The 19,997-nt window shown below is 51.0% G+C and carries 24 protein-coding genes; 16 read left to right on the forward strand and 8 right to left on the reverse strand.

What is annotated here, in order from left to right; all coding sequences use genetic code 11:
* Positions 1 to 3: 3 nt before the first annotated feature.
* The 7 genes from ACIDE9_RS04735 to ACIDE9_RS04765 are packed head-to-tail and all read left to right on the forward strand — an operon-like array spanning position 4 to position 6,102.
* Positions 4 to 495: a TadE family protein gene (locus ACIDE9_RS04735; RefSeq protein WP_411993122.1), complete on the forward strand. Its 492-nt coding sequence runs from the start codon at positions 4 to 6 to the stop codon at positions 493 to 495.
* Positions 492 to 905, forward strand: coding sequence for a TadE/TadG family type IV pilus assembly protein (locus tag ACIDE9_RS04740; protein ID WP_411993124.1), 414 nt, complete (start codon positions 492 to 494; stop codon positions 903 to 905). The genes ACIDE9_RS04735 and ACIDE9_RS04740 overlap by 4 nt, the downstream gene beginning before the upstream one ends.
* Positions 906 to 913: 8 nt before the next feature.
* Positions 914 to 2,068, forward strand: coding sequence for an AAA family ATPase (locus ACIDE9_RS04745; RefSeq protein ID WP_411993126.1), 1,155 nt, complete (start codon positions 914 to 916; stop codon positions 2,066 to 2,068).
* Between the two features lie 14 nt (positions 2,069 to 2,082).
* Positions 2,083 to 3,441 (forward strand): CpaF family protein, encoded by a 1,359-nt coding sequence (locus ACIDE9_RS04750; protein WP_411993128.1) that lies wholly within the window; start codon positions 2,083 to 2,085, stop codon positions 3,439 to 3,441.
* 3 nt (positions 3,442 to 3,444) lie between these two features.
* A complete protein-coding gene (locus ACIDE9_RS04755) occupies positions 3,445 to 4,425 on the forward strand; it encodes a type II secretion system F family protein (protein ID WP_228519845.1) in 981 nt (326 codons plus the stop codon).
* Between the two features lie 13 nt (positions 4,426 to 4,438).
* On the forward strand, positions 4,439 to 5,371 hold the full coding sequence (locus ACIDE9_RS04760) for a type II secretion system F family protein (protein ID WP_411993131.1): 933 nt from the start codon (positions 4,439 to 4,441) through the stop codon (positions 5,369 to 5,371).
* A gap of 20 nt (positions 5,372 to 5,391) precedes the next feature.
* Positions 5,392 to 6,102, forward strand: a complete 711-nt coding sequence (locus ACIDE9_RS04765; RefSeq protein WP_411993133.1) for a tetratricopeptide repeat protein — start codon at positions 5,392 to 5,394, stop codon at positions 6,100 to 6,102.
* A 153-nt stretch (positions 6,103 to 6,255) separates the two neighbouring features.
* On the opposite strand, the gene ACIDE9_RS04770 is transcribed toward ACIDE9_RS04765, so the two are convergent.
* Together ACIDE9_RS04770 and ACIDE9_RS04775 are read right to left on the reverse strand one after the other, a co-directional pair.
* Positions 6,256 to 7,446, reverse strand: coding sequence for an ammonium transporter (locus ACIDE9_RS04770; protein ID WP_411993135.1), 1,191 nt, complete (start codon positions 7,444 to 7,446; stop codon positions 6,256 to 6,258).
* A gap of 194 nt (positions 7,447 to 7,640) precedes the next feature.
* Positions 7,641 to 8,315, reverse strand: coding sequence for a hypothetical protein (locus ACIDE9_RS04775; protein ID WP_411993137.1), 675 nt, complete (start codon positions 8,313 to 8,315; stop codon positions 7,641 to 7,643).
* Between the two features lie 80 nt (positions 8,316 to 8,395).
* On the opposite strand from ACIDE9_RS04775, the gene ACIDE9_RS04780 reads away from it, so the two are divergent.
* The 3 genes from ACIDE9_RS04780 to ACIDE9_RS04790 are packed head-to-tail and all read left to right on the forward strand — an operon-like array spanning position 8,396 to position 10,499.
* Positions 8,396 to 8,704 carry a DUF3301 domain-containing protein gene (locus ACIDE9_RS04780; RefSeq protein WP_024929275.1) on the forward strand — a complete coding sequence of 103 codons (309 nt, stop codon included), beginning with the start codon at positions 8,396 to 8,398 and terminating at the stop codon, positions 8,702 to 8,704.
* Positions 8,705 to 8,718: 14 nt separating this feature from the next.
* Positions 8,719 to 9,591, forward strand: coding sequence for a tRNA glutamyl-Q(34) synthetase GluQRS (gluQRS, locus tag ACIDE9_RS04785; RefSeq protein ID WP_411993140.1), 873 nt, complete (start codon positions 8,719 to 8,721; stop codon positions 9,589 to 9,591).
* A gap of 35 nt (positions 9,592 to 9,626) precedes the next feature.
* Positions 9,627 to 10,499, forward strand: coding sequence for an Hsp33 family molecular chaperone HslO (locus tag ACIDE9_RS04790; RefSeq protein WP_194754011.1), 873 nt, complete (start codon positions 9,627 to 9,629; stop codon positions 10,497 to 10,499).
* A gap of 6 nt (positions 10,500 to 10,505) precedes the next feature.
* Here ACIDE9_RS04790 and ACIDE9_RS04795 read toward each other — a convergent pair whose 3' ends face one another.
* Entirely contained in the window at positions 10,506 to 11,300 is a 795-nt protein-coding gene (locus ACIDE9_RS04795; protein WP_411993142.1) for a TrmH family RNA methyltransferase, read from the reverse strand.
* A gap of 800 nt (positions 11,301 to 12,100) precedes the next feature.
* On the opposite strand from ACIDE9_RS04795, the gene ACIDE9_RS04800 reads away from it, so the two are divergent.
* The 3 genes from ACIDE9_RS04800 to ACIDE9_RS04810 all read left to right on the forward strand — a co-directional run bounded on the left by ACIDE9_RS04800 (position 12,101) and on the right by ACIDE9_RS04810 (position 14,312).
* Positions 12,101 to 12,817, forward strand: a complete 717-nt coding sequence (locus ACIDE9_RS04800; RefSeq protein ID WP_194754009.1) for a pseudouridine synthase — start codon at positions 12,101 to 12,103, stop codon at positions 12,815 to 12,817.
* A gap of 38 nt (positions 12,818 to 12,855) precedes the next feature.
* On the forward strand, positions 12,856 to 13,179 hold the full coding sequence (sugE, locus tag ACIDE9_RS04805; protein ID WP_194754008.1) for a quaternary ammonium compound efflux SMR transporter SugE: 324 nt from the start codon (positions 12,856 to 12,858) through the stop codon (positions 13,177 to 13,179).
* A gap of 119 nt (positions 13,180 to 13,298) precedes the next feature.
* Complete coding sequence (locus tag ACIDE9_RS04810) at positions 13,299 to 14,312, forward strand: diguanylate cyclase domain-containing protein (protein ID WP_411993144.1); 1,014 nt, start codon at positions 13,299 to 13,301, stop codon at positions 14,310 to 14,312.
* Here ACIDE9_RS04810 and ACIDE9_RS04815 read toward each other — a convergent pair.
* On the reverse strand, positions 14,309 to 14,749 hold the full coding sequence (locus ACIDE9_RS04815; RefSeq protein WP_411993146.1) for a bacteriocin: 441 nt from the start codon (positions 14,747 to 14,749) through the stop codon (positions 14,309 to 14,311). The genes ACIDE9_RS04810 and ACIDE9_RS04815 overlap by 4 nt on opposite strands.
* 42 nt (positions 14,750 to 14,791) lie before the next feature.
* Complete coding sequence (locus tag ACIDE9_RS04820) at positions 14,792 to 15,238, reverse strand: glycine zipper domain-containing protein (RefSeq protein ID WP_194742645.1); 447 nt, start codon at positions 15,236 to 15,238, stop codon at positions 14,792 to 14,794.
* Positions 15,239 to 15,384: 146 nt separating this feature from the next.
* On the opposite strand from ACIDE9_RS04820, the gene ACIDE9_RS04825 reads away from it, so the two are divergent.
* Positions 15,385 to 15,984 carry a lipocalin family protein gene (locus ACIDE9_RS04825; protein WP_411993304.1) on the forward strand — a complete coding sequence of 200 codons (600 nt, stop codon included), beginning with the start codon at positions 15,385 to 15,387 and terminating at the stop codon, positions 15,982 to 15,984.
* Positions 15,985 to 16,044: 60 nt separating this feature from the next.
* Here ACIDE9_RS04825 and ACIDE9_RS04830 read toward each other — a convergent pair whose 3' ends face one another.
* From ACIDE9_RS04830 to ACIDE9_RS04840, 3 genes are all read right to left on the reverse strand, one after another.
* Complete coding sequence (locus ACIDE9_RS04830) at positions 16,045 to 16,482, reverse strand: BON domain-containing protein (protein WP_047517073.1); 438 nt, start codon at positions 16,480 to 16,482, stop codon at positions 16,045 to 16,047.
* 146 nt (positions 16,483 to 16,628) lie between these two features.
* Positions 16,629 to 17,144 carry a BON domain-containing protein gene (locus ACIDE9_RS04835; RefSeq protein WP_194754006.1) on the reverse strand — a complete coding sequence of 172 codons (516 nt, stop codon included), beginning with the start codon at positions 17,142 to 17,144 and terminating at the stop codon, positions 16,629 to 16,631.
* 139 nt (positions 17,145 to 17,283) lie between these two features.
* Positions 17,284 to 18,714 carry a CHASE3 domain-containing protein gene (locus ACIDE9_RS04840; RefSeq protein WP_411993149.1) on the reverse strand — a complete coding sequence of 477 codons (1,431 nt, stop codon included), beginning with the start codon at positions 18,712 to 18,714 and terminating at the stop codon, positions 17,284 to 17,286.
* A 336-nt stretch (positions 18,715 to 19,050) separates the two neighbouring features.
* Here ACIDE9_RS04840 and ACIDE9_RS04845 point away from each other — a divergent pair, with 336 nt between their 5' ends.
* Both ACIDE9_RS04845 and ACIDE9_RS04850 read left to right on the forward strand, forming a co-directional pair.
* Positions 19,051 to 19,467, forward strand: coding sequence for a DUF883 family protein (locus ACIDE9_RS04845; RefSeq protein WP_194742649.1), 417 nt, complete (start codon positions 19,051 to 19,053; stop codon positions 19,465 to 19,467).
* 12 nt (positions 19,468 to 19,479) lie between these two features.
* Positions 19,480 to 19,962, forward strand: a complete 483-nt coding sequence (locus ACIDE9_RS04850; RefSeq protein WP_194754005.1) for a hypothetical protein — start codon at positions 19,480 to 19,482, stop codon at positions 19,960 to 19,962.
* Positions 19,963 to 19,997: the final 35 nt, after the last annotated feature.

Raw genomic sequence — 19,997 nt, forward strand, 5'->3', positions numbered from 1 at the left:
ATCATGAACAAACGCACAACACATTCCGGGATCGCCGCCATCGAGTTGGCGGTGGTGCTGCCTTTTCTGATCATTGTCATGCTGGCAGGCGTCGACCTGGCCAAGACCATGTTTCAGTATAACGAGCTGGTCAAAAATGTACGCAATGCCAGCAAGTACCTGGCAGGACATACGCGGCCGATGAATTGTGCCTCCACCACAGATCCAGAGGTCCTGGCTTACAAAACAGCAGTGACTGAAAGCAAAAACCTGGCTGTTTGTGGCTCGCTCAGCAGCTGTTCAAAAGCTTCTGTCTCTGGTCTATCCACCAGCAAGGTACAGATTCAGTATGTGATGGTCGGCAGCGTGACCATGGTCAAAGTCGGCATCAATAGCATGAGCCTATCTTATATCACCAAGCTGTTTTCAGGCTCACTGGCGCTGGGCAATATATCCAGCACGTTTTATCAACCACAACTGGATACAATCAGCACGAGCTGTAATCAACTGACATGAAAACACGCAAATCACAACAAGGGGTCTATGCCATCGAGTTTGTACTGGTCTCGGGATTTCTGTTTCTGCTGCTGTTTTCTATTGTCGAGCTAGGCAAAGTGTTGCACTACTACGATGCAGCCTCACAGGCTACGCGTGCGGCCGCCCGCTTAGGCACGGTCTGCACGCAGAATAGCAATGCGATTGAAGCACAAGTCACCAGCCGCCTGCCCTTTGTCACGAGCAGCAATGTGGTGGTGACTTATTTGCCGGGCGGATGCACGGTGGCGGATTGCCAAACCATCACGGTGGCATTGAGCCAGGCCGTTTATACCTCGGCAGTGTTTGGTTTTAACGTGACCATGCCCAGTTTTACCACCACGCTCCCCAGAGAAAGCCTGGATAGTCAATATAACGCTAAGTGTAGTTAGGTGTGGATATGAAAATACTAATAATAAGTGAAAACAACCAAGTCATTCAAAGCCTGTCAGGCTTCCAGACGCTCTACCAGCGGGGCTTTGAATGTGTTGCCTACCAAACCAACCTGGTGAGCGCCAACCAGAAAATTGCCGCCGAACGGCCAGATGTGCTGATGATTGATGTCAGCCGCTCGGATGTTGCCGAGTTTGACCTGATTGAGCGCTACAAAACACAATATAGCCAGATGACGTTCATGCTGTTATCTGAGGAGGTCACTTCTGAAATGCTGCTCAAAGGGATTCGGGCCGGTTTTTCTGAAGTGCTGGCGCTGCCATTGTCAGAGCAAAGCCTGATTGCGGCACTGGAACGTTACATGGCCAGGTCACGCGCAACGCGTGGCGTCTCGACTAAGGTCATCAGCGTGATCTCCTGCAAAGGCGGTGCCGGGGCCACCTTTGTCGCCACCAACCTGGCTTATGTCATGGCCGAATATACCCAAAAACGGATATTGCTGATTGATGCCAATCCCTATTTTGGCGATGCCTGCATGTATTTATCAGATGAAAAAGCCGGGGCTTCACTGGCCGAGCTTTGCCAGCAGATTCACCGCCTGGATTATGCGTTTCTGGATTCCTCGCTGATTGAAATCACGCCACGCCTGAAAGTGCTGGCAGCCTCGGATAATCCTGCGCATGCCTCAGACGTCAAACCTGAACACCTGGAAAAAATCATTGAGGTAGCGGGTAATTATTACGACCTGATCATCCTGGATTTGGGCCGCCATATTGATGCATTGACGGTCAAGGCGATGGACCTCAGCCATCAGATACTGCCCGTGGTGCAGTTAGTGCTGCCCTATATCCGCGATGCCAATTACCTGTACCGGATTTTCAGTTCGCTGGGCTACGCCAAGGAAAAAATCTATTTCCTGGTCAATCGCTACGACAAGAATGACAAGTTAAAAATTTCAGACTTTGAGCAAGCACTGGGCTTGAAAGTCAGCGACACACTACCCAACGAGTATGCCCTGGTGAACCATGCCATCAATCAGGGCGAGGCCGTTTACAAACTGAATCCGAAATCAGACATGGCAAAAAAACTTAAACAACTGGCTGAAAAATTCACTGGTGAAAAAGTGGCCTCTGCCGGATTTTTCTCTAACCTTTTTAAATAGCCGGAGGCTGCATCATGTCTCTTCGTGAAAAATTGCAATCCGCCAATAGCAGCTTTAATGCACACCATCATCATATGGCCGAAAATGGCCAGGATGGTAGCGGCTACTCCGCGCTGAAAAGGCAGGTACATACCCAGATTCTCGATCGCATTAATCTCGAGAAACTGGCGACCTTGTCGGATGAGCAAATTAAAAAACAGATCAATGAGCTGGTCAGTGTCATTGTTGACGAACAAAGCATTGCCCTGAACACGGCTGAAAGAGGTTCACTGGCCAGGGATATTCAATATGAAATGTTTGGCCTGGGACCGCTGGAACCGCTGCTGAGTGACCCGGCGATTTCGGACATTCTGGTCAATGGCTACAACCAGGTCTATATAGAACGCAAGGGGATTCTGGAATTAACGCAGGTGGAATTCCAGGATAACCAGCACTTGCTCAATATCATTGAACGCATTGTCAGCCAGGTCGGCAGGCGGGTCGACGAATCCAGCCCGATGGTGGATGCCCGCCTTGCCGACGGTTCGCGTGTAAACGCGATCATCCCGCCGCTGGCGCTGGATGGCCCGGTGATGTCGATTCGCCGTTTCTCGGTGAGTCCGTTGCTCACTGACGACCTGATCAAACTCAAAACCATGACACCGCAAATGGCGAACTTAATCAGCGCTTTCTCCAAATCCAAAATGAATGCGGTGATTTCTGGCGGCACCGGTAGCGGCAAAACCACCATGCTCAACCTGGTGTCTGGTTTTATCCCCAAAGACGAACGCATCGTCACCATTGAGGATGCTGCCGAATTAAGAATGCAACAACCGCACGTGGTGCGGCTGGAAACCCGGCCACCCAATATTGAGAACAAAGGCGAAGTGACGCAAACCGCGCTGGTGCGCAATGCCTTGCGCATGCGTCCAGACCGGATCATTTTGGGCGAAGTGCGTGGCGCCGAAGCACTGGATATGTTGCAGGCAATGAACACCGGCCATGAAGGCTCGTTTGCCACCATCCATGCCAACAGCCCGCGCGATGCCCTGGCCAGGATGGAAAACATGGTAGGCATGGCAGGTGCCAATTTAACCCTGCTAGCCACCCGGCAACAAGTCGCCGCCGCCATCAATGTGATTATCCAGGTCTCCCGCCTGGTGGACGGCACACGCAAGATCATCAGTATCCAGGAAATCACCGGCATGGAAGGGGAAACGATTGCCATGCAGGAGATTTATGGTTTCAAGCAAACCGGTGTCGATGAACAGGGTAAAGTCAGGGGCTACTTTTATGCAACTGGCGTCATCCCGACGTTTATGCAACGGCTTAAATCCTATGGGGCTGCACTGCTGGAGTCCGATTTTGACCCGACAGTCAGGTACGAGGTGTAGCTTATGAAGATCAATACACAACTCATGTTATTTGCGGTACTCGGCTTCTTTGCCTGTTTTCTGTTTTTTGAAGCGATCCTGCTGGTATGGAAAGAAAAGCATAGCGCAGAGGCCAGAAAACTTGCCAGCCGCCTCAAGGGCGTTGCCAGCGACAATGTTTACCGCAATGAAATCAGCATCTTGCGCAGCCGCATTCAAGATAGCCAAAGCCAGTTAATCAAAATCATAGGCTGGTTCTTTGATATCAGGGAGCTGGATATTCTGTTACTGCAATCTGGCAAGTTATGGTCTGTCGAGCAGTTTACCCGCTATATTTTCCTGTTTTTTGTCTCAGGGTTTGTCATCGGCCTGGTGTCTGGTTTTGACTGGATATGGTGCATGCTATTTGGTGCCTGTGCCAGCTTGCTACCGTTAATGCACATCTATCTCGAGCGCAGCAAACGCCTGAAACTGGTAGAGCAACAGCTACCGGATGCCATCGACTCCATGGCGCGCTCGCTGAAAGCGGGCCACTCGTTCCAGAGCGCTTTCAAGATTGTCAGCGATGAATTCGCCGAACCACTGGCCGGGGAATTCCGCATCTCTCTTGAGGAGACCAACCTTGGCGTACCGCTGGGCGAGGCTATGTTAAATCTTAGTCGACGCGTGCCGATTACCGACTTGAAGTTTTTTGTGATTGCTATCCTGATTCAGCGCGAATCAGGCGGCAACCTTGCCCATGTGCTGACGTCCATGAGCAAGATTATCCGTGACCGTTTTCAGTTAATGCGCGACATCAGCACACTGAGTGCCGAAGGCAGGACCTCGGCCTGGGTCATGTGGCTGATGCCGGTGATGATTGTGCCATTAATGAGTGCCATTACGCCTTATTACGCCAAGCTGCTATTCGGCACAGAAGTGGGGCTGACATTATTGAAAATCGGTTTTGTCTTGATGATATTTGCAGGTTTATGTATGCGCAAGATTATTCAAATCAAAGTGTGATTGGCGGTCTATCATGAACGAAATCATTGTTTACATCTGTGTCTTCGTTGCCGTCTTTGCCCTGGCAATGTTTATGTTTTCGTTGTTCTCGCATGACAAATATGCGCGAAGGCTAAAATCTCTGCAAACCACGCAACACGGCACGCAACTTAAATCAGATGCGGATGACGAATTCGCCTTTAAAGTCGTCAAGCTGGTCGAGCCGTTTGCCAAACTCACCTTACCCAAAGATGGTTGGGAAACCTCCCCCCTTAAAGTGCAGTTTCTGCAAGCTGGCTGGCGCGGCGAATATGCACCCAGTTTATTCTTCGGCATTAAGACGCTGCTGACCTTTGCCATTCCGCTCTTGTTTTACCTGCTGTTAAAAGAGCAGTTTTCACGTGACAACTCGCTCAGCCTGGCCGTCATTTTGTTCTCAGGGGCCGCCATGGGTCTGGTGCTACCAAAAATATATCTGGATTTTGTCATCAGCCAGCGCAAGGAAGAGATTCTTGGCGCGTTTCCAGATGCGCTGGATTTGCTGGTGATCTGCATGGATGCTGGCCTCAGTTTTGACCAGGCACTCACACGCGTGTCACATGAAATCAAAATCAAGTCAAAAATCCTGCACGATGAAATGGAACTGATTCTGATTGAAGTGCGCTCAGGAAAAAGCCGTGAGCGTGCACTCAGGCATTTTGTCCTGCGTGTCGGCATTGAGGATATCAATAGTTTTGCCTCCATGATTATTCAGGCCGAGCGCTATGGCACCAGTGTCAGTGAGTCACTCAAGGTCAGCTCCGAAGAGTTGCGTTTGAAAAGAAAGCAACGCGCAGAAGAGAGAGCGGCAAAGATTCCAGTCAAGTTACTGTTCCCTGTAGCTTTCTTCATGCTGCCAACCTTGCTTTTTATTCTGGCGGGTCCCGCAATCATGGAAATATTCAGCGCGATCCATCTTGGCCCCTAGCATGTAAGGAGGAAGCTGCGATGCATTTAACCTATATAGTGATCTTTTCTTCACTGCTGGCACTGGGATGCAGCCACCAGATCCGTGACGAAAAACAGGCCTCGTTCCAAATCAAGCCTACCAGCAATATCGAACTAGTCTCAGCCAGCTCAGCCGCTGATTACGACCAGATAGGCCTGAATTACGAACGACTCAACAACATCGACATGGCGGTGGTCGCCTATCAAAAAGCCTTGCACCTGGAGCCGCAACACATTGCCAGCCTGCAACATTTAAGCGCGCTACTCATGCGCCACAATCGCACCGATGAAGCCATTGCGGCGCTGGAACAACTGGTCAGCGTTGAGCCCAGCGCCAAAAATTATAACAACCTTGGCTTTGCCTACATGCAGAAACAGGATTATGCCCATGCAGAAAAGGCCCTGCATGACGCAATCGCCGCGGATGGTCAGTACCTCAAAGCCAAAAACAACCTGGCGTTACTTGAAATGTCAGTAGCCGCCGGTAAAAGTGAGCCACTGGTAATGGCACAAGCGCCTGCCGCATCCCACACATCGCCAGCGACCTTGCAACAGAAAGGTAAATACATCTATGGCCTGGAATATCAAACCAGCTCGCCTGATGCACCAGCGCATGAAGCAGTCGTCGTCGACGCGCAACCCGCCAAAAAACCAGGCACTGGTGCGCTAAGTGCCATATTGAAATTCCTGTCACTGGCGCTGCTGCTTTGACAGGTTGCGGCCGAGTAAGTGAATGTACATGGTTTTGCAGCAGGTTGAGATTGGTATCACAAATATCACTCGCAGCCCCCAAGACGCTGCAAACAAAAAGCCTGCCATCAAAAGTGGCAGGCCTTTTTGTTTACTTGGGCGATCTCTGTAAGATTAATCACCAGACACAGACGGAATTTTATGAATACTTAAATCAGCACCATCAAACTCAGACTCAGCGTCAAGCCGAATACCGACCAGCTTTTTCAACAAGCCATACACGACGGTTCCGCCTATCACGGCAATCACTACACCGGTCAATGTGCCTATCAATTGGCTGACAAAGCTCACGCCGCCCATACCGCCCAGTGCGCTGCAGCCAAAAATACCCGCTGCAATGCCGCCCCAGGCGCCGCACAAGCCGTGCAATGGCCAGACACCTAATACGTCATCGATTTTGAGGCGGCTTTGGGTCACCGTGAATGCCCACACAAACAAGCTGCCTGCCACGGCACCAGTGACTAGTGCGCCTAGCGGGTGCATCACGTCTGAGCCCGCGCACACCGCAACCAGGCCAGCCAAAGGGCCGTTGTGGACAAAACCCGGGTCATTCTTGCCTAGCACCAAGGCAGCCAGCGTACCTCCGACCAATGCCATCAGGGAGTTAACGGCGACCAGGCCGGAGATATTTTGAATCGATTGTGCAGACATGACGTTAAAGCCAAACCAGCCGACAGTGAGTATCCAGGCGCCTAAAGCGAGGAAAGGAATATTTGACGGAGGATAGGCATGCAGGCGGCCATCCTTGGTATAGCGGCCATTACGTGCACCCAGCAACACCACTGCCGCCAGTGCAATCCAACCGCCCATGGCGTGTACAACGACAGATCCGGCAAAGTCATGAAAACCAGCGCCAAAGCTGGCTTTCAGCCAGTCCTGAAAACCGAAATGGTTATTCCAGGCGATGCCTTCAAAAAAAGGATACACAAAGCCAACGATCAGGAAGGTGGCAGCCATTTGCGGGTTAAACTTGGCACGCTCGGCAATGCCTCCGGAGACAATCGCCGGAATGGCGGCGGCAAAGGTTAACAGGAAAAAGAATTTCACCAGGTCGTAGCCACTTTTCGCTGCCAGCACATCCGCGCCGCTAAAAAAGTTGATGCCATAGGCAATGCTGTAACCAATGAAAAAATAGGCAATGGTAGACACACAAAAATCCACCATGATTTTGACCAGGGCATTGACCTGATTTTTTTGACGCACGGTGCCGACTTCTAAAAAGGCAAACCCGGCATGCATTGCCAGCACCATGATGGCTCCCAGCAATACAAACAAGACGTCATTCGCTGACACTAATGCTTCCATTTCGCTCTCCAACTATCGTTTTATATACATGGGCGTTTTGCCTTGCAGGCACGCCTTATTTTTTATGCGCATGGAGAAAGCAAATATCAGACCATTTATATGTGGTTGATTTTAAAGGAAGTACATTTTAGGCTATCGCCAAAATGCACCAAAAACGAACACACAAAAGTGCATTGCACATTTTAAGTGCATTTTTACATAATTTCAGGTGGTTGCAGTTGTTTGAGCATTTCCACTGCATCAGGATGCGCTGCCCAAAAATAGTAAAACTCACGCACGGCGTTTAAAAACAGGTGGCGGGTATTTTTGAGGTTAAATAAAGGTAAGGTCGCATCGGCGGTGATGCGGAAAGCATTTTTCTCTGTCATCGGTGCTTCACGCAAACGCAGTAACATCAGTTTTGCCATGCGTGTACGCAGCTCAATGTCCATCTCCTGCTTGTGCTCCATGGACTTAAGCGCTTTGACATAACCGTTGAGCGCCCATAGCTCCGAGGTTTCAAACTTCTCAGACTGCAAGGCTGGCCAGACGGACTGCAAGTCGATGACGGCTGGTTGCCAACTAATGGGGTGCAACTCAAAACCAACCGTGTCTGCATACTGCATGACGGCTTTGACATCGCCACGCCAAAACGGGTAGAACTCACGGATAATGGTGAGCAACTCAGGCCAGCGTTGTGCCGGTTTATCGGCCAGGCAATCGTCAACCGCCTGGCGGTAAGCGGTGCTGGTACACTCCAGGTCTGCCAGTAGGGGGCTTAACTCTGCCAGCAAGGCATCGCGCTGCGCCATAATGGCGTCATCCGCCCCCTTACCATGCAATAAATTATAATAAGCTTGAATAGCGTCTGCTTCGCGACTTGAACTCATGACAGGCTGCACTGATATTAGGAATATGAACTTGAAACATCATACACTGAAACATATGATCGCTTTACGGGAGAACAACAATGGCTGAATGGGCTTTATTAGCCATTTTAATTGCTGGCGCATGGTTTTGGATGGACTCTGTCGCCAAACGCGAAGCGGCCTTAAAGATAGGCCGTCAACTGGCAGAGCGTTGCCATTTGCAGTTTTTAGATGAAACCGTCGCCTGCTCGCGCGTCGGCTTTGCCCGCGACGGCAATGGCCGCATGCAACTGCAGCGCACTTATACTTTTGATGTCTCCAGCCAGGGCGTTGAGCGCATGGCCTGTCATTTGCAACTACGCGGCGCGCAACTGGTGGCTTGGCATATTCCGCCCTACGCAGCACAATAACACTCCCTCAACATATGGTCGTCGGCCGCTTTGCTCCCTCGCCCACCGGGCCCTTGCATTTTGGCTCACTGGTCGCTGCGGTCGCCAGTTATTGCGATGCCAAAAATCGTGGCGGACAATGGCTATTGCGCATTGAAGACGTGGATCAAACCCGATATGTTGCGGGCGCCAGCGAAGAGATTATTCATACCCTGCAACGCTACGGCTTTGTGTGGGATGGCGACATTGTTTACCAAAGCCCGCGCAGTACACACTACCAAACCGCCTTGGAGCAACTGCACCAGCGTGGCCTGGCCTACCCCTGCACCTGCTCACGCAAAGAGATTGCCGATTCCAGCACCTTACTGGGTATAGAAGGCGCCATTTATCCTGGCACCTGTTTGCAGCACCCTACCAAACCCGGTGCGGCCGCTGCCTGGCGCATCAAAACCGACACGCAAACCATTGCCTTTGCAGACCAGATTCAAGGCCAGCAGCAACACCAGATGGCCAGCGACATTGGTGACTTCGTCGTGAAACGCGCCGATGGGCTGTTCAGTTATCAATTAGCCGTAGTGGTAGATGACGCATTGCAAGACGTGACACATGTGGTGCGCGGGGCTGACTTGCTCAACTCCACCACGCGGCAAATTTACCTGCAACAGCTACTGGGCTACCCAACGCCGGTTTACGCCCACATTCCGTTGGTACTCAATGCCGACGGCCAAAAACTAAGCAAACAGACATTGGCCACTGCATTACCAGACGATAATATCGTCGCGACACTGGTGGCAGCCCTCACTTTTCTGCAACAACCATTACCGGATAATGCCCTGTCATTGCCACTGGAAAACTTGTGGCAATGGGCCATCGCACACTGGCAACTGCCGAAAGTTACCAGCGATTAACAATTAGGGCAGCATCCAAATGGTAAAATAGCGGTATGAACCAAGATCGCAACCAAGACCAATTACACCCGTTTATTTTTGAGCAGTCTGCCGTGCGTGGCAACTGTGTCCAATTAGACCAAAGCCTGTCTACCGCGCTTGAGCACCAGACATTGCCACCTGCCTTGAAAAAAGCCATCGGCGAGTTTACCGCCGCCAGCGTGCTGCTGACCGCCACCCTCAAAATGCAAGGCAAGCTGATTTTGCAATTGCAAAGCCAGGGCGCATTGCAATTACTGGTGGTGGAATGCACGTCCGGGTTGAATATCCGCGCCACAGCCAAAGTCAGCGGCGAATTGCATGGCGACCACCTCACGGCCTGGCTCAAACAAGGACAATTAGTGATTACCTTAATGCCAGAAGAAGGCGAGCCCTATCAGGGCATTGTGCCGCTAGAAGGCGACAGCATTGCCAGCATGCTGGAAAACTACATGTTGCGCTCGCAACAAATTGATACGCGTTTGTGGCTAGCCTCAGATGGTGAACGCGCCTCAGGCTTGCTACTGCAAAAGTTGCCGCAACAACAAGAAAGTGACCTGGATTGCTGGAACCGCGTGCAACACCTGGCAGGCACGGTCACCGATCAGGAATTGTTAAACCTGGATACCGTCACGCTGCTGCAACGCCTGTTTGTAGAAGAAGATGTGCGCTTGTTCAGTGGCCGTGAAGTGCAGGCCTTTTGTAGCTGCTCACAAACCAGCGTCACCAATATGCTGCAAATGCTGGGCATGGCCGAAGTACGCAGCATCATTGAAGAACAAGGCAGCGTGCAGATTCAATGCGACTTCTGCAACAAGCACTACGTGGTCGACGAGCAAGAAGCGCTGGCCTTATTTGACGAAGACGATGACCACGAGGTCACGCACTAAAAACAGTTAATCCGCCAGCAAGCGTTGGCGCTGACACTCAAACAGCGCCACCGCCGTGGCCGCCGCGGCATTCAGTGACTCCAATGCCAATGTCCCCTGATGCGCCATCGGGATGGTAATACAGGTGCTCACGGCAGATTGCAAGGCGGCTGAAATGCCCGCACCTTCATTGCCCACAGCAAACAGCACTGGCTCACGCAAGGCTTGCTGATACAAGCTGTCACCCTGCATGGTCAGCGCCAGGGTTTTACCGGCAAACGCATCAACGACTTCTACCGCATCACCCCCTTCCACCACCGGCAACACAAACTGCGCGCCCTGCCCGCCACGCAACGCCTTGGGCGACCAGGCATCAGTACAGCCCTTGCTCAAATAAGCCACCTGCACCCCGGCGGCTGCGGCCGTGCGTAACATACTGCCCAAATTACCCGGGTCTTGGATATCCTCAATCAGCAAGGCAAAATCCACGCTCTCAGGTAAAGCTGGCTCAGGAATATCCACCAGTGCCATCACGCCACTGCTAGACGCCACCGGCGCCAGTTCGGCAAACATCAAGGTCGGCAGCAACATGGTATCCACATCAGACAACTGCTGAATCAACCCAGTCGCCTCTACCGTGCTATGCCCTTCCGGGATAATCAGCAAACGTGGCTCGCCATAGGTTTGGCAATATGCCTCGATTAAATGCACGCCCTCAAGCAGCGTTGACGCTGTTTTTTTACGCTCGCGCGACTGATCAAGCAGTTTGCGTAGCTGTTTAAAAACGGGATTATCGCGAGAGGTGATGTGTTTGAAAGCCATGAGTGGGATTATACGTGAATTGGTTAGGTCGCTGATTTGGGATTGGCTGGAAAAAGGATTCTTTTGTATTTTGGATGATGAATTTAGGCTAGGTTCTTTTTCGCCCTTAGGCGAGTTACTTTTCTTTGCTTGCACAAAGAATAAGTAACCAAAAGAAATGCACCCCAGCTTCCGCTTGTATCCTGTGCTACTCGGCTTGCCGGGCGTCCATCGAAACTCGCCCTGACAAGCCACACAGAACGTGGCTTGTTGCGGAACTCGGACAGTCGATGGCCGAAAACTCCCGTCAACCCTGCGTTGCTCGGCGCGGCAGATGGGGACCCCGAAACCCAGATGAACACCACCATTAGTGCTCTGAACAAACCAATCTGTTTTTTGAATCGTTCAGATTTCTACAATGTGAGTTTGGCGAGATAAATCCCATTCCATCACGCTGAGTAGCGGAGACAAAATAAGAGTAGAGGGAGCGACTGTCCGAATCCCGCAGCAGCTCACGTTTTGTGTGAGCTGCCAGGTTGAGTTTCGTGACCGGCTTATGCCTAAGTCCAGCAAAGCAACGGACGAAAGTCCTAATTTGAGCAACACAAGGGAGCCGTTAGGCCGTGATGGCTGGGTGCCCTCCTCTTTGGTTACTTTCTGAGGGACAAGCATCAGAAAGTGACTCGCCGAAAGGGCGAAAAGGATTCTGACAACCCAATCCACACGCTCCCTAACATGCCAACCAATCCAAGAATCACTTTCTAGTACATCAAAAAACCAGTCACCCCAAAGCCCCCTCCCAATTCACGTATAATCCCATCATGGCAAAAACATTAGATCTAGAACGTATCCTGCATCGCCAGGGTTTTGGCACACGCAAGATGTGCCGCATTTTAATCATCAACGAAGAAGTCACCGTCAACGGTGAAATATGCGATGACCCGGACGCCAAGTTCGCCCTGGACGACACACTGCACTTCACCGTGAGTGGCGAGGCCTGGCAATATCGCGAACATAGCTATCTACTAATGCACAAACCTGCGCATTATGAATGCACGCACAAAACCCAGTTCCACCCAACCATTTATACCTTGCTGCCCGAGCCGCTGGTGGAGCGCGGCATTCAATGTATAGGCCGCCTGGACGAAGATACGACAGGTTTGATTTTACTGTCGGATGATGGACAGTTTATCCATAAAGTCAGCTCGCCCAAGCACCACGTGCCTAAGGTATATGAGGTGACTTGCAAACACGCCTTGAGTGCGGCTGACCTTGAGCATTTGCTGACCGGCGTTAAACTGATTGACGAAGAGGAAACCATTGCGGCACTGGCGGTGACCAGCGTGTCGGCAACGGTGATCCACATGACGCTGGCTGAAGGAAAATACCACCAGGTCAAACGCATGATTGCTGCAATTGGCAACCGTGTTGATGCGTTGAAACGCATTCAAATTGGCCAACTAACCCTGCCTGACTCATTGGCGGCAGGCGAATGGCGCTGGCTGACGGCTGAAGATTTAATTGCTGTCCAGTCTTAATGTGCGCTTTGTAATCACATCACTCACAAGGAAATTCTATGACGTGGCTAACCCTGGTAATTGCTGGCTTGTTTGAAACGGCCTGGGCCATAGGCTTGAAATATACGGATGGATTCACCCGCTTCTGGCCATCATTCTGGACCATTCTGGCCATGGTGATCAGTGTCTGGTTATTGGGTCTGTGCGTCAAGTCTTTGCCCGTAGGCACAGCTTATGCCGTGTGGGTGGGCATAGGCGCCGTTGGTACGGTGATTGGCGGAATCTGGCTGTTTAATGAGCCGGTTTCTGCACTACGCATCATCAGTTTGTGCTTGATTATGGCAGGAATTATCGGACTTAAACTCGCCACCTCGCAGACTTAATCACGCGGCCTTCAAGCAAAGACCGTCAAAACAGACGGGGGAAACAAGTGTATTTTTTTGTATCCGCACGCAAAAAAGCGGTATGATCATGACACCATCGTTTGACTGGAGCGAGTATTTTGCAACCTCCCGCCATCCCGGCCAATGAAATAGAGCGCCTGCATGTATTACATGCACTGGCTATTCTCGACACCCAGGCAGAAGAACGTTTTGACCGCCTGACCAGGATTGCAACGCGCATGTTCGATGTGCCGATTGCGCTGGTCAGCCTAGTGGATACCAACCGCCAGTGGTTCAAGTCGTGCATGGGTTTGCCTGTGCTGGAAACGCCCAGAGACATTTCTTTTTGCGGTCATGCCATTTTGGGCAATGACACTTTTGTCATCAATGATGCCTCAAAAGACCCGCGTTTTCTGGACAATCCCCTGGTGACGGCTGCACCGCATATCCGCTTTTATGCAGGCAGGCCGATACGCACGATGCGTGGCTTTAAAATTGGCACCTTATGCCTGATAGACTCCAAGCCACGCGCCTTTGACGCCGAGGATCTCGCGGACCTGAACGATCTGGCCGTGATGGTGGAAAATGAGCTGGCTGCGATTGAAATGGCAACCATGGATGAACTGACCGATTTAAGTAATCGGCGTGGATTCATCATGCTCACTGAGAAATACCTGAACTACTTCACCCGCCACCACGTGTTTGCCACGCTGGTCTTTCTGGACTTGAACGGATTTAAACCGATTAATGACACTTATGGTCATGACGAAGGCGACCGGGCCTTGCAGGCTTTTGGCAAGGGATTGAAACTGGTGGGCCGCAGCTCAGATATTTTTGCCCGGCTGGGTGGAGACGAGTTTGTCATATTGCTAGCGAATGCCCGCCAGCACGAAGCACACATTTATGTAGACCGCTTAACGACGTACCTGGATACGGTCAGACAGCAGCAACGTCAACCATACCAACTCTCGTTTGCCCAAGGCATCGTCGAGTTCGACCCACAACTGCCAAAATCCGTTGAGCAACTGCTGGTGGAGGGCGATGCACTGATGTATCAACGCAAAAATCTACCGCGTTGTTACACCAGCCTCACCCCGCCATCAAATGACTTGAATGGACGGGGACCAGCTTAACTACCCAGCAATTTTTGCGCTTTGGCCGTGGCGTTATTGGCCGAACGTTTTTTAGCGCTGACCGCATGATGATTTTTTCCGGACCCGGCCTGTTGTGCCACACAGGCACCACCGGCACTGCCCAGACCAGCGCCGATCACGGCCAGTAATCGGCCGCCACCCAAGCCGCGGCCGAGAATCGCGCCGCCGGCACCGCCGACCGCCCCACCCAGCATGGTATGGGGCTGCGTCTTGCCACCATTGGCAACCACGCTACCAACGGCGCCACCGACTGCCCCGCCCAATACCTCACCGGCTGGGCCCAGCATGACTGCACCAATCGCCGAACCAGCCAGGCCACCGACGCCACTGGCACCGACGGCCTGATTGTTGCAACTTTGCGCCTGCGCAACATGACTCATGCATAACAGGCTGATAGATAATATCCAGATTCTCATACAGATCCTCCAGGCTAAATGCCCATGCGTGATGATTGGGAGTTAATCATGATCATGATGACCACGGCCATGATGGTGGCCATGTTTTTTACCTTTTTTACCACGGTAACTTCTCTGGTATGGATCAGGTTCGTCAATCACCTTACCAACCACTGCGCCGCCAGCACCACCTACCCCTGCGCCGACCACAGCACCAGTCGTGGTTCCGCTCACCTTACGACCAACAATCGCACCGGTTGCGCCGCCAGCGGCACCACCCAGAATAGCGCCTGTACGGCCTGAACGGCCAGTCGTCGCCGCACCTCCCAGGCCACCACCTACAGCGCCACCAATCACTTCACCCGTGCTGCCACCGAGTACGCTACCTACCGCAGTGCCTGCAGCGGCGCCTACGCCACCGCCCAACCCGGTTTCCAGATTATCCGCCATGGCGGTTGTCGATAACAATGCCAATACACCCCATACCTTGCACATATTTAAAAATTTCATATCTTCCCTTGTCTGAATAACTACTTGCTTGAATGTTGCCTTGATTAATTTTATCGTTTGAATTTATGTTATTTTAAACTGTCCTCTCAGACAGCATTGCTTTTAATATCTTGTTTTTTAATATTCCCAACCGACTCACTGACATGATGCCAGCTATCCGTTTATCACTGCTGCTTTACCCTTTGCTTGCACTAACCTTAACCGCCTGCTCAGCCCCTTTACCACCACAAGCAGCACAGGCCGTTGTAAAACGTTTTGACCCGACCCAATATGTGGGCACCTGGTATGAAATCGCCAGATTGGACAACACATTTGAAAAGGGGCTGGAACAGGTGACTGCCAACTACAGTATTGAGCCGGATGGCACACTCAAAGTGGTTAACCGCGGATTTAGTCCCGAAAAAAACGACTGGAGCGAAGCCATAGGCAAAGCCAAGTTTGTCGACCCGGCCAATGCAGATGGTAGTCGCACAGGCCGCCTTAAAGTGTCTTTCTTCGGGCCGTTTTATGGCGATTACAACATTCTCGAAGTAGACCAGCCTTATTACAACTATGCCCTGGTAAGCAGTGGTCGTGACTACTTATGGATACTGTCACGCACACCGCAACTCACCTACCCCATCAAACAGCACCTGATGGCCAAAGCCAAAGAGCTGGGATTTGCCACTGACCAGTTATTGTTCATCCGCCAGTCCAACCAGGTTGAGTACGAATCCGGTCGACATGTGATGCCCCAGCATCACTAACTCCTGCCGCGTCAATCCACTGGAGATCAACGCGCGGGAGGGCTGCCCCTCCCGCTCTGTTCATTGCGCGTCTATCTGTTTGCTTTCTGGCTGCTCACTTTCAGGCCCTGCCGCGGGCGCATCCATCACAGGATCCAACCCTGCTGGCACAGGCGCTGGCACGACTTCACCCGTGCTATAGCGCAATGCGCCTAATACCGCATACACGCCATCGGCCTGCTTGGCCAGTTTGGTGACCGTTTCCACATCCTGCTTGGAGGCCACTTCACCGCTCAACTGCACCACGCCTTGCGCATCGGCATCGACCTGAATATTGGACACATCCACACCATTGGTTTGCAAGGTGTTTTTCACATTATCAACCACGGTGTCGCTAGGCAGAAAATTGTACATGGGCTCAGCTTTGGCTAGCACACCCGCAGCCAGTGCATTGGCACTACCGCCCATTAATAATGCAATCATCGTACTCATTGCCAGATATCGGTTCATCTTATTCATGATGTTTCCTTTCTGTTGCATAAGGTGGCGAGTTGTTCAAGTTGTACAGAGGATGAATCAGTCAACACATGAAAGAACAACCCGCCGCAAGAAAAAAGCAAGCTACGCACTTGGGAGAGGATATGTAGCTTGCGAGGGGGTGTTTATTAGCCTTTTACCACGATAGCGTTTTTCACAGATTTCACGCCTTCAACGCTGGCCACCAGTTGCTCGGCCTTGGTTTTAAGGGCTGAGTCAGCAACAAAACCGCTAATCAGCACTTCACCTTTGTGCGTTTCGACACTGATTTTGAGCGACTTCAAAGATTCTTCTTCCAGCAAGCGCGCTTTCACTTTAGTGGTAATCCAGCTATCTGACATCGCGCCTTTAATCGCTTTTTGACCAGTCTGTGTTTTGAGCTCTGCATATTCTTCGTAGCTCAAACTACCATCCTTATCATGGTCATAGGCTTTAAAATCTGGTTGCTTAACCCCTTTGTCCTGCTGCACTTCAGACCAGGTCAGTGAGTTATTGGCATTCTTGTCCAGGGTATTAAACTCTTCCAGGTAAGGTTTTTCACCATTCTGGACTTCCTGTAGATCGAATGCGAAAGCATTGAGTGTGATGGTTGTCGCCAACAGGCCGCCAAAGATTGTTGCTTGTGTGTATTTTGACATTAACATGAGCGTCTCCTTTTTCACGCGTTACACAAAACAGTTCTGCTGTCTTGTGTTGCCATATTAATCAGCCACGTGTGTCAGGTCAGTCGTCCAACGACTGAATGTCATGTCAGAATAGGACTACATTGAGGCTGGGCTGCACTCAGGCAGTTGCAGGATCACTCTTGAGATAAGGCAAAAGCACACGCGTGCTGGCGCCTTGTTGCGGGGCGCTGGAGATTTCATAATGCCCGCCAATCGACTCCACACGGTTACACATGCCGCTGATACCATGGGTGCTATTGGTGAGTTTTTCCGGGTCAAAGCCGATGCCGTTATCGACAATCTCCAATTTGATATGCTGCTCGTCATGCATTAAATGCACAGAGACTTCAGTTGCCTTGGCATATTTGCTGCAGTTATTCAAACTCTCCTGCACCAAACGGTAGACAATCAGGCTCACCGTCTCGTTAATCGCCATTTCCTGCTCAGGCATGATGATATCCATTTGCCACTGGTTACGTACCCTCGCCTCGTCAATCAGGTTCTGCAACGAAGCAATCAGTCCAAAACTCTTGATCATGGCCGGATGCAGGTTTTGTACGATTTCACGTTTAAAGTTAATACTACGATCGAGATACTGATTGGTTTTCTTCAGTTTTTCAGTCACTTGCGGCAACTGATCCTTCAAATGCTTGATGGCCCACGAAATATCCATCTTGATCGCCGTCAGCAAAGAGCCCAGTTCGTCATGCAACTCGCGGGATAATTGATAGCGCTCATGCTCAATATTGGTTTGTGCCTGCAACGCCTGGCCCTGCACCGTCGTGGTCAGGCGCTGGATATTGCGTTCATACTCGGCGTTCTCATCGGTGAGGCGTACATATAAATTGGCCTTTTCCGCCAGCTCGCGTAACAAGCGGCGAATCACCAGCACCACCAATGAGACAAAAATCAGCGGGCAAGCCATGACAAACCAGCGCATCAGTTTGCGCGTGGTATCCCGCGTATCGGCCACTTCGTCACGGTAATCCAGCACCAGCTTTTCAAACTGGCGGGACAACACTTCAATATTCCGGCTTTCCTTGACCCCTGAATCCAGCTTGACGACCGCCAATGCTTTATCAAACTGGCGCTTTTTGGCGAAATCAATGGTCACATTCATTTCGGCGGATTTTTTGACAATACTGTTCACCAGCTCGCTCATGGTGTTTTGTATCACCGGATGCTTGACCAGGTTGGTATGGTTGAGCAACTTATTAATATTGCGTAAATGCTGGCCCATTTGCTTGGTGGCATCATCATACGGCTGGAAATAATGTTCTGAGCGCGTCAGCAGGTAACCGCGCTGTGCACTCTCTGCAATGGCCAGGTTAGACTGTGTTTTCCAGGTTTCGAGTAGCAACTGGTCCAGCATGGCTAACACATCAGTTTTTTCGCGGGTGCTGACAATAAAGCGGTCATTCACCACCAGCATAGCCGCTGCCAGCATCAGGCTCACCGTGAGCAAAGCCACCGTGTTACCGCCAAAGGTATCACTGATTTTCTCCAGTCGATCAAGCAGGGCGATAAGGGTGGTTCTGACTTTTTGCATGGCGGTTGAGTGAAAAGATTGAAAAATCAGGCAATCCGGCGTAACGTTTTTTGCATGCATTGTTCACAATGCATCAGTCGCATCATAGCGGTGTTGCGAGTTAACAGCAACGTAAAGATGTGTTGACGCACCAATTTATGTACTGTCAGAGAATTCTGACTTTGATATCGGTGGCTGGCCGATAGGGAGATGACAGGCCTGTTGGGTAAGATAGCCACATGTTGAAAACACTTTTCGTTTAATCAACTGTCCAATCAGTCATCACGGTTTATTTGTGATTCTGAAGACGACACTGTAATAGGTATTTAAACCACGATTTAAAAAAGGAGTTTCAAAATGTTTAATTTTTCAAAAGACAATGTTGAGAACACGACCGATCGTTTGGCCAAACACTCTGACCAGGCCATTGAGCAAATCGCTGCGCAGGTAAAATCAACTGCCAATGAGTTGCTGGATGCCGTCAATGACACTGCAGACAATACACAGGACAAGGCAAAGGAACTGATTCATACCTTGAAAAGCAATATTGACCGCTTAACCAATGAAGAAAATGCCGCGGCACTGGCCTCTAACTTGAGTTCAAAAGCGAGTCGTGTCAAAGAGCAGGTGCAGCGCGAAGTCAGCGACACTTATCACTCCATCAAAGACAAGACCGCAGATACCGTGCAGGAGCATCCATTGGGCACCGTGCTGGTAGCCGCTGGTGTCGGTTTGCTGATAGGATACCTGTTGGGCACCAAACGTCGTGAATAAGCAAGGAAAGCTATGTGGGTAAACCTCTTGAAATTTGCCGCTGTTTTGTTTTTAAATCGCAAAGTGAGCGCATTGAAAGGTAGTTTTTTCAATCTGCGTCATCACGTCGCCGATTACACGGAAGATCGTGCGCAACAATTAAAACAGGACTTTCTCGAGGAAACTGAACGCTTAGCCACCAGCATGGTAGGCATGCTGGTGGTGTTTAGCATGTTCATTTTCACCGGTTTACTTGGCTTGATGTGGCTGTTTTCCCTCTTGTGGGAGCATCCACACCGCTCCTTGATTCTTGGCCTGGCCATGCTGGTGCCAACCATTATCGGTACGATTGCTTTTATTTCAGTACGTGCCATCTGGCACAAAAAACCGCTGTTTGCAGACTCCCTGGCCATGATTAGCCAGGACTGGCGGTTGTTTAGAAAAGAAATGGCACCCGCAGAACAAACAGACGCGGCTGCCGCGCCAGACAATGATGGCGCAAAACCTGCAAATTAAACCCTTAACCCTGACTAATAAGTTTAAGAGAACCG

This window comes from Methylophilus sp. 'Pure River' (genome assembly GCF_046765995.1).
Classification (GTDB): domain Bacteria; phylum Pseudomonadota; class Gammaproteobacteria; order Burkholderiales; family Methylophilaceae; genus Methylophilus.

Bases quoted from the DNA above. Each gene is read 5' to 3' on its own strand.
- ACIDE9_RS04735 (WP_411993122.1), top strand. From the start codon at position 4: ATGAACAAACGCACAACACATTCCGGGATCGCCGCCATCGAGTTGGCG.
- ACIDE9_RS04740 (WP_411993124.1), top strand. From the start codon at position 492: ATGAAAACACGCAAATCACAACAAGGGGTCTATGCCATCGAGTTTGTA.
- ACIDE9_RS04745 (WP_411993126.1), top strand. From the start codon at position 914: ATGAAAATACTAATAATAAGTGAAAACAACCAAGTCATTCAAAGCCTG.
- ACIDE9_RS04750 (WP_411993128.1), top strand. From the start codon at position 2,083: ATGTCTCTTCGTGAAAAATTGCAATCCGCCAATAGCAGCTTTAATGCA.
- ACIDE9_RS04755 (WP_228519845.1), top strand. From the start codon at position 3,445: ATGAAGATCAATACACAACTCATGTTATTTGCGGTACTCGGCTTCTTT.
- ACIDE9_RS04760 (WP_411993131.1), top strand. From the start codon at position 4,439: ATGAACGAAATCATTGTTTACATCTGTGTCTTCGTTGCCGTCTTTGCC.
- ACIDE9_RS04765 (WP_411993133.1), top strand. From the start codon at position 5,392: ATGCATTTAACCTATATAGTGATCTTTTCTTCACTGCTGGCACTGGGA.
- ACIDE9_RS04770 (WP_411993135.1), bottom strand. From the start codon at position 7,446: ATGGAAGCATTAGTGTCAGCGAATGACGTCTTGTTTGTATTGCTGGGA.
- ACIDE9_RS04775 (WP_411993137.1), bottom strand. From the start codon at position 8,315: ATGAGTTCAAGTCGCGAAGCAGACGCTATTCAAGCTTATTATAATTTA.
- ACIDE9_RS04780 (WP_024929275.1), top strand. From the start codon at position 8,396: ATGGCTGAATGGGCTTTATTAGCCATTTTAATTGCTGGCGCATGGTTT.
- gluQRS (WP_411993140.1), top strand. From the start codon at position 8,719: ATGGTCGTCGGCCGCTTTGCTCCCTCGCCCACCGGGCCCTTGCATTTT.
- ACIDE9_RS04790 (WP_194754011.1), top strand. From the start codon at position 9,627: ATGAACCAAGATCGCAACCAAGACCAATTACACCCGTTTATTTTTGAG.
- ACIDE9_RS04795 (WP_411993142.1), bottom strand. From the start codon at position 11,300: ATGGCTTTCAAACACATCACCTCTCGCGATAATCCCGTTTTTAAACAG.
- ACIDE9_RS04800 (WP_194754009.1), top strand. From the start codon at position 12,101: ATGGCAAAAACATTAGATCTAGAACGTATCCTGCATCGCCAGGGTTTT.
- sugE (WP_194754008.1), top strand. From the start codon at position 12,856: ATGACGTGGCTAACCCTGGTAATTGCTGGCTTGTTTGAAACGGCCTGG.
- ACIDE9_RS04815 (WP_411993146.1), bottom strand. From the start codon at position 14,749: ATGAGAATCTGGATATTATCTATCAGCCTGTTATGCATGAGTCATGTT.
- ACIDE9_RS04820 (WP_194742645.1), bottom strand. From the start codon at position 15,238: ATGAAATTTTTAAATATGTGCAAGGTATGGGGTGTATTGGCATTGTTA.
- ACIDE9_RS04825 (WP_411993304.1), top strand. From the start codon at position 15,385: ATGCCAGCTATCCGTTTATCACTGCTGCTTTACCCTTTGCTTGCACTA.
- ACIDE9_RS04830 (WP_047517073.1), bottom strand. From the start codon at position 16,482: ATGAATAAGATGAACCGATATCTGGCAATGAGTACGATGATTGCATTA.
- ACIDE9_RS04835 (WP_194754006.1), bottom strand. From the start codon at position 17,144: ATGTTAATGTCAAAATACACACAAGCAACAATCTTTGGCGGCCTGTTG.
- ACIDE9_RS04840 (WP_411993149.1), bottom strand. From the start codon at position 18,714: ATGCAAAAAGTCAGAACCACCCTTATCGCCCTGCTTGATCGACTGGAG.
- ACIDE9_RS04845 (WP_194742649.1), top strand. From the start codon at position 19,051: ATGTTTAATTTTTCAAAAGACAATGTTGAGAACACGACCGATCGTTTG.
- ACIDE9_RS04850 (WP_194754005.1), top strand. From the start codon at position 19,480: ATGTGGGTAAACCTCTTGAAATTTGCCGCTGTTTTGTTTTTAAATCGC.